General features: G+C 75.2%; 2 protein-coding genes. Both read right to left on the bottom strand.

The window, feature by feature from the left end; translation table 11 throughout:
* Positions 1-6033, bottom strand: a 6033-nt coding sequence (locus ABT137_RS50570) for an SDR family NAD(P)-dependent oxidoreductase (RefSeq protein WP_351720750.1), incomplete at its 3' end; no start/stop codon positions are given.
* Positions 6034-6059: 26 nt separating this feature from the next.
* On the bottom strand, positions 6060-12337 hold a 6278-nt coding region (locus ABT137_RS50575; protein WP_351720752.1), incomplete at its 5' end, for an SDR family NAD(P)-dependent oxidoreductase.

Genomic DNA, 12337 nt, shown 5'->3' on the forward strand with positions numbered 1-12337 from the left:
CGCCTCCACCACGTCCACCTCGGACGCCAACAGACCCGCATTCGCCAACGCCTGCCGGATCACCCGCTGCTGCGAGGGACCGTTCGGAGCCGACAAGCCGTTGGAGGCACCGTCCTGGTTGACAGCACTGCCGCGGATCACCGCCAGCACCGGATGACCATGACGCCGCGCATCCGACAACCGCTCCAGCAGCACCACACCGACGCCCTCACCGAAACCGGCGCCATCGGCGGCTTCGGCGAACGCCTTGCAGCGGCCGTCGGCGGCCAGGCCGCGCTGCCGGCTGAACTCGGTGAACAGGGCGGGGGTGGACATGACGGTGACACCGCCGGCGAGGGCGAGCGAGCACTCGCCCGAGCGCAGCGCCTGGCTCGCCAGGTGCATCGCCACCAGCGACGACGAGCAGGCGGTGTCGACGGTGACGGCCGGGCCCTCCAGGCCGAAGGTGTACGCGATCCTGCCGGACAGCACGCTGGGCGAGGTGCCGGTGCCGAGGAAGCCCTCGATCTCCTCGGGTACCTCGGTGAGGCGCGCCGCGTAGTCCTGGTACATCACACCGGCGAACACACCGGTGGCGCTGCCCTTGAGGTCCTGCGGGCGGATGCCGGCGCGTTCGAGCGCTTCCCAGCTGGTCTCCAGGAGCAGCCGCTGCTGCGGGTCCATGGCCAGCGCCTCACGCGGGCTGATGCCGAAGAAGCCGGGGTCGAAGTCGGCCGCCCCGGCGAGGAATCCGCCCTCGCGCGCATACGAGGTGCCGCGGCGGACGCCCTCCGGGTCGTACAGGCCCTCCAGGTCCCAGCCGCGGTCGCCGGGGAAGGCGGCGACGGCATCGCCGCCGGAGGCGACCAGGTTCCACAGGTCCTCGGGGGTCCGGACGTCGCCGGGGAAGCGGCAGCCCATGGAGACGATCGCGATCGGCTCGTCCACCGCGACGGCCTGGACCGTGGCGGCGGCCGTGTCCTGCCCCTCGCCCAGTTCGGTGAGGAGGTGCTCGGCGAGCACCAGCGGGGTCGGGTGGTCGAAGACCAGCGTGGCTGGGAGCTTCAGGCCGGTGACGGCGCCCAGCCGGTTGCGCAGCTGGACCGAGGCGAGCGAGTCGAAGCCGAGGTCGCGGAAGGCCCTGCTGCCGTCGATGACGTCGGCGGAGGCGTGGCCGAGGACCGTGGCGACGCGGGCGCGGACGAGGTCGACGACGGCGCCGAGGCGGTCGGCGGCGGGCAGGGCGGCGAGCTGTGCGGCCAGCGAGGTGGTGTCGGCGGCGGTGTCCTGCCCCGCGACGGTCCGGCGGGCCGGGGTGCGGACCAGCCCGCGCAGCAGCGGCGGGACCGGGTCGGAGGAGGCGCGCAGCACCGGCAGGTCCAGGCGCATGAGGACGAGCAGCGGGTCCGGTGCGGACAACGCCCGGTCGAACAGCTGGAGTCCCTGCTCGACGGTGAGCGGCGGCATGCCGGAGCGCGCGATGCGGCGCAGGTCGGCCTCGTCGAGGTGGCCGGTCATCGCGCTGGCCTGCTCCCACAGGGACCAGGCGAGGGACTGGGCGGGCAGCCCCGCTGCGCGGCGGTGCTGGGCCAGCGCGTCGAGGTAGGCGTTGGCGGCGGCGTAGTTGCCCTGGCCGGGGCCGCCGAAGACGCCGGCGGCGGAGGAGAACAGGATGAACGCGGACAGATCGAGGTCGCGCGTCAGCTCGTGCAGATGGACGGCGGCGTCCACCTTGGGCCGCAGGACGGTGTCGATGCGGTCCGGGGTCTGGGCGGTGACGACGCCGTCGTCGAGCGCGCCGGCGGCGTGGATCACGGCGCGGAGCGGTCGCCGCAGTCCCTCGATCACCGCGGCCAGGGCGGCACGGTCGGCGGCGTCGCAGGCGACCAGGTCGACCTCGGCACCGAGCCCGGTGAGTTCCGCGTGCAGTTCCGGAGCGTGTCCGGTGCGGCTGAGCAGCACGAGGTGGCGTACGCCGTGGTGGGTGACGAGGTGCCGGGCGAGGTGGGAGCCGAGCAGGCCGGTGCCACCGGTGATCAGGACGGTGCCGTCGAGCGCCGTCGGCCGGTCGTCGGACCGGGCGCGCTCCAGGCGGGGGGCGAGGAGGCGGGCACCGCGCACCGCGAGCTGGTCCTCGCCGGTGACGAGCGGCACCTCGGCGCCGTCCGGGTCGGCGTCGGTGTCCACGAGCACGAAGCGGCCGGGGTGCTCGGACTGGGCGGATCTGACCAGGCCCCAGACGGCGGCTCCGGCCAGGTCGGTGACGTCCTCCGAGGGGGTGGCGGACACCGCTCCGGTGGTGACGAACGCCAGCTGTCCGGGCTCGTCTGCGGCGAGCCACCGCTGCACCTGGGCGAGGGCGTGGTGCAGGGTGGCCCGGACGTCTCCGCCGGGCTGGATGCGGAGCGTCTCGGCCGGTGCCGCGGTGCCGGTCGTGGCGGGCAGCGGTGTCCAGGCCGGGCGGAAGACGGCGTCGGCGCCCGGCGTGGCCATGGCGTCGGCGGCGGGCGGGCGCAGCGCGAGGGACTCCACCGAGGCCACGGGCCGGCCGGCGGGGTCGGCGACGTGCACGGAGACGGCGTCCGGTCCGGCGGGGGCGATGCGGACGCGGAGCGCGGTGGCACCCTGGGCGTGCAGGACCACGCCGTTCCAGGAGAACGGGAGCCGGGCCTCGGCGGCGTCGGCGAGGCCGGTGACGTGCAGCGCCGCGTCGAGCAGGGCGGGGTGCAGGCCGAAGAGCCGGGCCGGGCCCTGCTGGTCGTCGGGGAGGGCGACCTCGGCGAAGAGTTCGTCGCCGCGACGCCACGCCGTGCGCAGGCCTTGGAACGCCGGTCCGTAGCCGAAGCCGGCCGCGGCATAGCGGTCGTACATGTCGGCGCTGTCGAGCGGGGTGGCGTCCCGCGGCGGCCAGACGGTGAGGTCGGCGGCAGGCAAGGCGGGCGCGGTGGACAGGGTGCCACTGGCGTGGCGGGTCCACTCGTCCGTGCCGTCGGGGGCCGCGTGCAGGGTGACCGTGCGGCGGCCCGCCGGGTCGGGGGCGCCGACCGCGAGCTGGATGGTGACGGAGCCGTTCTCCGGCAGGACGAGCGGTGTCTCCAGCAGGAGTTCCTCGACCCGGTCGCATCCCACCTGGTCGCCGGCGCGGGCGGCGAGTTCCAGGAACGCCGTGCCGGGCAGCAGGATCGCGCCGCGCACCGTGTGGTCGGCGAGCCAGGGGTGGGTGCGGACGGAGAGGCGTCCGGTGAGCAGGGCACCCTCGGTGTCCGCCAGCGCGACGACCGCGCCGAGCAGCGGGTGGTCGGCGGAGCCGAGGCCGGCCGCGGCCACGTCGCCCTGCTGGGCGGAATGGTCCTCCAGCCAGTACGCCTCTCGCTGGAAGGGGTAGGTGGGCAGGTCGATGCGGGAGCCGCCGGGGAGCAGCGATGTGAGGTCGGCGGAGACGCCGGCCACGTGGAGTTCGGCGAGGGAGAGCAGGAACCGGTCCCAGCCGCCCGCGTTCCGCCGCAGCGTGCCGACCACGGTCCCGCCGACCGTCTCCTCGATCGCCGCCGTCAGCACCGGATGCGGGCTGACTTCCACGAACACGCCGTGACCCGCGGCGCCGAGCGCGCGCACCGCGGTCTCCAGCTCCACGGTCTGCCGCAGGTTGCGATACCAGTACCCGGCATCGAGGGCCGCGGTGTCCAGCAGACCGCCGGTCACCGTCGAGTAGAAGGGGACCTCGGCGCTGCGCGGGGTCAGGCCCGCGAGCGTGGTCAGCAGCTCCTCGCGGATCTCCTCCACGTGGGCGGAGTGGGAGGCGTAGTCGACGGGGACGCGCCGGACGCGTACGTCGTCCCACGTGTCGAGGGTGTCGAGGGCGGCGGTGTCGCCGGCGACCACGACGGACGACGGGCCGTTGACGGCGGCGACGGAGAGGCCGGGGCCGATACGGCGCCGGGCCTCCTCCGCCGAGAGGGCGACCGAGGTCATGCCGCCGCGGCCGGCGAGGGCGTTGAGCGCCTTGCTGCGCAGCGCGACGACGCGTGCGCCGTCCTCCAGTGAGAGCGCGCCGGCCACGACGGCCGCGGCGATCTCGCCCTGCGAGTGGCCGACGACGGCGTCCGGCCGGACGCCCGCGGCCTGCCACAGGGCGGCGAGGGAGACCATCACGGCGAACAGCACCGGCTGGACGACGTCCACCCGGTCGAAGTCGCCGGAGCGCAGCACGTCCTCCAGGGACCAGTCGACGTGCGGGGCGAGCGCCTCGGCGCACCGGGCGATCCGCTCGGCGAAGACGGGTGAGGTGTCGAGGAGGTCCACCGCCATGCCGGTCCACTGCGCGCCCTGGCCCGGGAAGACGAAGACCAGGTCACGGGTGGGGCGGACGGTGCCGCGCACCAGGGTGGGGTGTTCCTCGTCGTTCGCCAGGGCGGCGAGCGCGGCGTCGGCGTCGCTGCCACCGAGGAGGACGGCTCGATGTTCCAGTGCGGCCCGGGTGGTGGCCAGGGAGTGGCCGACGTCGAGCGGGTCGAGGCCGGTGAGGGCGCGCAGCTGGGCCGCCCGGGCGCGCAGCGCCTGCGGGCTGCGTGCGGAGAGCGTCCAGGGCACGACGGCCGGGGCGGTCACCGCGGCGGGGGCGGCGGTGTCGGCGTCGTCGGGGCCGGGCTCGGTCTCCTCCGGCTGCTCGGGAGCCGGTGCCTGTTCCAGTACGACGTGGCTGTTGGTGCCGCTGACGCCGAAGGAGGAGACGGCGGCGCGGCGGACCCGGTCCACCGCGGGCCAGGGCTGGAGTTCGGTGGCCAGCCGGACCGTGCCCGACTCCCAGTCGACCTGGGGCGTGGGCCGGTCCGCGTGCAGGGTGGGCGGCACCTGGCCGTGGCGCATGGCCTGCACCATCTTGATGATGCCGCCGACTCCGGCGGCGGCCTGGGTATGGCCGATGTTCGACTTCAGGGAGCCCAGCAGCAGCGGCTGCTCCGGGCTGTGCGCGCGGCCGTAGGTGGCGAGGAGCGCCTGCGCCTCGATCGGGTCGCCGAGCGGCGTGCCGGTCCCGTGCGCCTCGACGACGTCGATGTCGGCCGCGGTCAGCCTGGCGTTGGCCAGGGCCTTGCGGATGACCCGCTGCTGGGCGGGGCCGTTGGGCGCGGTGAGCCGCGAGCTGGCGCCGTCCTGGTTGACGGCGGTGCCGCGGACCAGGGCGAGCACCGGGTGGCCGTTGCGCCGGGCGTCGGAGAGCCGCTCCAGCAGGAGCATGCCGACACCCTCGCCCCAGCCGGTGCCGTCGGCGTCGGCGGCGAACGACTTGCAGCGGCCGTCCGCGGCCAGGCCGCGCTGCCTGCTCATCTCGGTGAACGCGACGGGGGTCGACATCACCATGGCGCCGCCGGCCACGGCGAGCGTGCACTCCTCGGCGCGCAGTGCCTGAGCCGCCAGGTGCAGGGCGACCAGCGACGACGAGCAGGCGGTGTCCACGCTGACCGCGGGGCCCTCGAAGCCGAAGACGTACGCGATGCGTCCGGAGGCGACGCTGTCGGAGTTGCCCCCGGCGAGGAATCCCTCGACCTCCTCGGGCACCCGGCGCAGCCGGGAGCCGTAGTCCTGGTACTGCACACCGGCGAAGACGCCGACCTGGGCGCCGCGCTGGACCCGGGGGTCGATGCCGGCCCGTTCGAACGCCTCCCAGGTGGTCTCCAGGAGCAGCCGCTGCTGCGGGTCCATCGCGAGCGCCTCGTTCGGCGAGATGCCGAAGAACTGCGGCTCGAAGCCGGCGATCTCGTCGAGGAAGCCGCCCTCGCGGGCGTAGCTGCTGTCCGGGCGGGTGCCCGCCGGGTCGTACAGCCGCTCCAGGTCCCAGCCGCGGTCGTCCGGGAACGGGGTGACGGCGTCCGTGCCGGCGGCGACCATGCGCCACAGGTCCTCGGGGCTGTGCACGCCGCCCGGGTAGCGGCAGGCCATGCCGACGATGGCGATGGGCTCGGTGTCCTTGGCCTCGAGCCTGGTCAGTTGCTGTCGCGTGCGGTGCAGATCGGTCGTGACCCGCTTGAGGTAGGTACGGAGCTTGTCGTCGTTCACTGCTGTCCCTCTACCTTGGTGGGCGATCACGACATGCCCAGCTCGTTGTCGATGAAGTCGAAGATCTCGTCGTCGTCGGCCGCGTCGAGGAGTTCCTCGACGGAGTCGCCGCCGGCGGCCGCGCGCGCCTTGGTCAGCAGCTCGTTCAGCCGCCCGGTCAGCTCCTCGCGGTGGCGCTCGTCCTCCAGGAGGACGGTGAGCCGCGCGAGTTCGGCCAGGCCGGGCAGTTGCCCGTCCGCCGGTTCGGGTACGAGCTCGGCGGCGAGGTGGCCGGCGATGGCACGGCACGACGGGTAGTCGAAGAGCAGGGTGGCGGGCAGCCGGAGCCCGCTGGCCGCGCCCAGCCGGTTGCGCAGTTCGACCGCGGTCAGGGAGTCGAAGCCCACCTCCAGCAGGCCCCGGTCGACGTCGACGGAGCCGGCGTCGGCGAAGCCCAGCACGGTGGCCGTGTGGTCGCGGACCAGGTCGAGCAGGGCCCGGTCGCGCTGGGCGTCCGTCATTCCGGACAGCCGCTGGGCCAGCCCGGCCGCCTCGGCGGTGCCGCCTGCGGTGTCGGCGGCTCCGCGCCGAACGGCCGCGCGCACCAGGCCCCGCAGCACCGCGGGCACCTCGCCCTGCGCCGGGGCCCCCGTGGTGTCCAGGCGCAGCGGCAGCAGTACCGGATGGTCCTCGGCGAGGGCGGTGTCGAACAGCTCCAGGCCCTCCGCGGGCGGGAAGGCGATGATGCCGCCGCGCGCGATGCGCTTGAAGTCGTTCTCGTCGAGGTGGCCGCTCATGCCCGCGTCGTTGGCCCACAGGCCCCAGGCCAGCGAGGCGGCCGGCAGTCCCTGGGCCCTGCGGCGGTGTGCCAGGGCGTCCAGGAAGGCATTGGCCGCCGCGTAGTTGGCCTGTCCCATGCCGCCGAAGACGCCGGCGACGGAGGAGAAGACCACGAAGGCCGACAGGTCCAGGTCCGCGGTGAGTTCCTGGAGGTTGAGGACCGCGTCGACCTTGGGCCGCAGGACGAAGTCCAGCTGCTCGTCGGTGATCGACGCCACGATGCCGTCCTGCACCACACCGGCGGTGTGGACGACGGCGGTGACCGGGTGCTCGGACGGGACGGCGGCGAGCAGGGCGGCGAGTGCGTCGCGGTCGGCGACGTCGCAGGACGCCACCTCCACCTCGGCGCCCAGCGCGGTCAGCTGCTCCTGCAGCCGTGCGGCGCCCGCGCCGGCCGGGCCGCTGCGGCTGGTCAGCAGCAGCCGCTTGACGCCGTGTGCGGCGACCAGGTGCCGGGAGACATGGGCGCCGATCGCACCGGTGCCGCCGGTCACCAGGACGGTGCCGCCGCGCTCCCACTCCTGGTCGGCGTCCGTGACGCCGACCGGGACGCGCGCGATGCGGTAGGCGTACGCCCGTCCGTCGCGCACCGCGAGCTGCGGCTCGCCACTGGCGACGGCACGCGCGAACGTCGTGCCGCCGTGGTCCTGACCGTCGTCGCCGTCGCGGCCGTCGTGGTCCTGACCGTCGTGGTCCTGGTCGCCGTGCTCCCGGTCGACCAGGACGAACCGGTCCGGGTGCTCGGTCTGCGCGGAACGGACCAGGCCCCAGACGGCGGCTCCGGCGAGGTCGGGCACGTCGTCCGCGGCGGTCAGCGGGACCGCGCCGCGGGTGCTGAACACGAGCTTCGCCCCGGCCCGGTCCCGGGCGAGCCAGTCGCGGATGTCGGCCAGCGCCCGCCGGGTGGCACGGCGCACCGCCTCCGCGTCCTGCCCCGGCTCGTAGCTGCGGACCTCGAACGCGGGACCGGCGTCGGCGGCAGGCAGCGGCACCTCGGTGAACTCGGGGCGGAACAGGGTCCGGTGGGTCCGTCCGCCGCCCGTCGCGGACCGGGCGGGCGCCGCGGGACGCAGGGCGAGCGACTCGGCCGTGGCGACCGGCGCCCCGGTGCCGTCGAAGAGCGCGACCGACATCGAGCTGTCCCCTGTGGGCGCCATCCGCAGCCGGACCGCGGCCGCGCCGCCGGCGTGCAGGGTGACACCGCTCCAGGCGAACGGCAGCCAGGCCTGGTCGCTGCCGCTCAGCACGCCGAAGGCGAGGGAGTGCAGCACGCTGTCCAGGAGGGCCGGATGGAGTCCGAACCGGCCGGCCTCGGACCGCTCGGCGGCGGGCAGCGCGGCCTCGGCGAACACCTCGTCGCCGCGCCGCCACACCGCCGTCAGCCCCTGGAAGACCGGACCGTAGGCGAAGCCGCTCTCCGCGAACCGGTCGTACAGGCCGCTCACGTCGACGGGCTCGGCGCCCGGCGGCGGCCACTCGGTGAGGGTCCCGGTGACCGACGCGACGGGCGTGGCGCCCGGCGACAGCACACCGTCGGCGTGCCGGATCCACGTCTCGTCGGCCGGCGCGTCCTGCGGCCGGGAGAACACCTCGAGCGAGCGGGTGCCGTCCGTGCCCTGCGGGCCGACCCGCATCTGCAGGACGACGGCGCCGTCCCTCGGCAGCACCAGCGGTGCCGCCAGGGACAGTTCGTCGACCCGGGCGCAGCCGACCTCGTCGGCCGCCCTGACGGCCAGTTCGAGGAAGGCCGTCGCCGGGAACAGGGCCTCGTCGAAGACCCCGTGGTCGGCCAGCCACGGCGTGCTGTGCAGGGACAGCCTGCTGGTGAAGACGTACGTGTCGGCGTCGGCCAGTTCGACGGCGGCGCCGATCAGCGGGTGCCCGGTGGCGATCAGGCCCGCGGACGTCACGTCGCCGCCACCGGCGGTGTCGTCGAGCCAGTAGCGCTCGCGCTGGAACGCGTAGGTGGGCAGCGGCACGCGGCGCACGGCACGGTCCGCGAGGACCCGGTCCCAGTCGGGGGTGGTCACCCGGGCGTGGAGGCGGCCCAGGGCGGCGGTCACCGAGTCGACCTCGTCGCGGTCCCGGTGCAGCAGCGGGACCAGTTCGGCGGAGCCGTCCAGGCAGTCCTGGGCGAGCGCGGTGAGGGAGCTGTCGGGGCCGATCTCGACGAACGCGGTCACTCCGGCCCGTTCGAGGGCCCGTACGCCGTCGAGGAACCGGACCGCGCCGCGGACGTGGCGCACCCAGTAGTCCGGGGTGCACAGCTCGTCGGCGCCGGCGAGGGCGCCGGTGACGTTGGAGACGACGGGGATGCGGGGCGGGTGGAACTCCAGCCGGGCCGCGACCTGGCGGAACTCCTCCAGCATCCCGTCCATGTGCGGGGAGTGGAAGGCGTGGCTGACCCGCAGCCGTCTGGTCTTGCGGCCGTCGGCGGCGAGCCGGGCGGCGACGTCGAGCACGGCGTCCTCGTCACCGGCGACGACGGTGGCCACCGTGCTGTTGACCGCGGCCACGGTGACCCGGTCCCCGCACTCGGCGAGGTAGGGCAGCACCGCCTCCTCCGGTGCCATCACGGACACCATGGCGCCGTCGCCGCGCATGGCCTGCATCAGCCGGGCGCGCTCCGCGACCAGCAGGGCGGCGTCCGGCAGCGACAGCACCCCGGCGACGTGGGCGGCCGCCAGCTCGCCGACCGAGTGGCCGATGAGGTGGTCGGGGCGCAGGCCCCAGTGCTCGGCGAGCCGGAACAGGGCGACCTCGACGGCGAACAGGGCCGGCTGGGTGTAGGCCGTGCGGTCGAGCAGGTCGGCGTCCGCGGAGCCGGCGGCGGCGCCGATCACCTCGTGCAGCGGGCGTTCGAGCAGCGGGTCGAGAGCGGCGCAGACTGCGTCGAAGGCCTCGGCGAACACCGGGAACTCGCGGTGCAGCCGCAGTCCCATGCCGAGCCGCTGGCTGCCCTGGCCGGAGAAGAGGAACGCCACGCGCGGCTCGGCGGGCGGCACGGTGCCGGTCACCGACCGCAGGGCGGCACGGATCGCGTCGCGGTCGCCGTCCGGCACGACGGCCCGGTGCTCCAGGTGGGCGCGGGCGGTGGCCAGGGTGTAGCCGACGTCGGCGGGCCGTACGTCCGGGTTCTCCGCCAGGTGCCGGTCGAGCAGGGCCGCCTGCTCGCGCAGCGCCGGTGCGCTGCGGGCGGAGAGCACCAGCGGCACCGGCAGCGGTTCCCGCCCGCCGGTGGTGGTGGCCGGTTCGTCGCCGGGGGCCTGTTCCAGGATGGTGTGGGCGTTGGTGCCGCTGACGCCGAAGGAGGACACGGCGGCCCGGCGCGGGTGACCGGTGACCGGCCACGGGGTGTTCTCGGTGACCAGGTCGACGCTGCCCGCGCTCCAGTCGATGAACGGGGACGGCTCGTCGACGTGGAGGGTGCCGGGCACCGTGCCGTGCTGCATGGCCAGCACCATCTTGATGACGCCGGCGATGCCCGCGGCTGCCTGGGTGTGGCCGATGTTGGACTTGACCGAGCCCAGCAGCAGTGGCTGCGTGCGGTTCTGGCCGTAGGTGGCCAGCAGCGCCTGGGCCTCGATGGGGTCGCCCAGCCGGGTGCCGGTGCCGTGCGCCTCGACCACGTCGAGTTCGGCGGGCGTCAGGCGGGCGCCGGCCAGTGCGTCGCGGATGACGCGCTGCTGCGAGGGGCCGTTGGGGGCGGTCAGGCCGTTGGACGCGCCGTCCTGGTTGACCGCGCTGCCGCGCACCAGGGCCAGCACCGGATGGCCGTTGCGCCGGGCGTCGGAGAGGCGCTCCAGCAGGACCAGGCCGACGCCCTCGGCCCAGGCGGTGCCGTCGGCGGCGGCCGCGAAGGGCTTGCAGCGGCCGTTCTCGGCGAGCCCGCGCTGCCGGCTGAACTCGATGAACGACGTCGGGGTGGCCATCGCGGCGGCCCCGCCGGCCAGCGCCATCGTGCACTCGCCGGCGCGCAGCGACTGCGCGGCGAGGTGGATGGCGACCAGTGAGGACGAGCACGCGGTGTCCACGCTGACCGCCGGGCCCTCCAGGCCGAAGGTGTAGGAGATGCGTCCGGAGGCGACGCTGCCCGCGCTGCCGATGCCGAGGTAGCCCTCGACCTCCTCCGGGGCGTTGCGCACCCGCAGGCCGTAGTCGTGGTAGCTGGAGCCGACGAACACGCCGGCGCGGCTGCCCTTGACCGACCGCGGGTCGATGCCGGCCCGCTCGAACGCCTCCCAGGTGGTCTCCAGGAGCAGCCGCTGCTGCGGGTCGATGGTGGTCGCCTCGCGCGGGGAGATGCCGAAGAAGACGGGGTCGAAGTCGGCCAGGTCGTGCAGGAAGCCGCCTTCGCGCGTGTACGTGGTGCCGTGGTGGTCGGGGTCCGGGTGGTAGAGGGCGTCCAGGTCCCAGCCGCGGTCGGTGGGGAACGGCGTGATGGCGTCGCCGCCCTCGCTGACCAGCCGCCAGAAGTCCTCCGGGGTGCGCACCCCGCCGGGGAAGCGGCAGGCGAGCGCCACGATGGCGATGGCGTCGTCGGTGACCGCGGCGCCGGCCGTGGGCACCACGGCGGCGGTCTCGGAGCGGGTTTCCGGCTCGCCCAGTTCCGCCGCCAGGTGGTCGACGACGGCGGTCGGGGTCGGGTGGTCGAAGACGAGCGTGACCGGGAGCCGCAGCCCGGTCGCCACGGAGAGCCTGTTGCGCAGCTCCACCGCGGTCAGCGAGTCGCAGCCGAGGTCCTTGAAGACCCGGTCACGGCCGATCGCGTCGGCACCGTCGTAGCCGAGGGCCTCGGCGGCCACCGTGCGCACCAGGTCCAGGAGCGCGGTCCGGTCCAGGGCGGCCGGCCGCTCGGGCGCGGCCGACCGCTCGGTGACCGCGGCCACCTCCGGCAGGTCGGCGATGAGCGGGCTGGGCCGCAGGGCGGTGAAGGCGGCGACGAAGCGGTCCCACGCGAAGTCGGAGACGATCACGTGCGGTTCGCCCGAGCCGACCGCGTCCCGCAGGGCGGCGACGGCGCGCTCGGGGTCCATGGCGGGCATGCCGTCGCGGACCAGCCGGGCGGCCACCGCGTCGTCGGCCAGGCTCTTGCCGGCCCACAGCCCCCACGACACGGAGGTGGCGGGCAGGCCGAGGTCGCGGCGGTGCAGGGCCAGCGCGTCGAGGTAGGCGTTGGCCGCGGCGTAGCCGCCCTGTCCGGTGCCGGCGAGGGTGGAGGCCACCGAGGAGAACAGCACGAACGCCGACAGGTCCCGCTCGCGGGTCAGTTCGTGCAGCACCAGGGCGGCGTCGGCCTTGGGCCGGGCCACGCCGACCGCGCGCTCGGCGGTGAGGGAGTCGAGCACGCCGTCGTCGAGGACGCCCGCCGTGTGCACCACGGCGGTCAGCGGGGTCTCGGCCGGGATGCCGGCCAGCAGCTCCGCGACGGCGGCCCGGTCGGCCACGTCGCAGGCGGCGACGGTGACCCGGGCGCCCAGCGCGC

It is taken from the genome of Streptomyces sp. NPDC001980, from assembly GCF_040296885.1.
Lineage (GTDB): Bacteria > Actinomycetota > Actinomycetes > Streptomycetales > Streptomycetaceae > Streptomyces.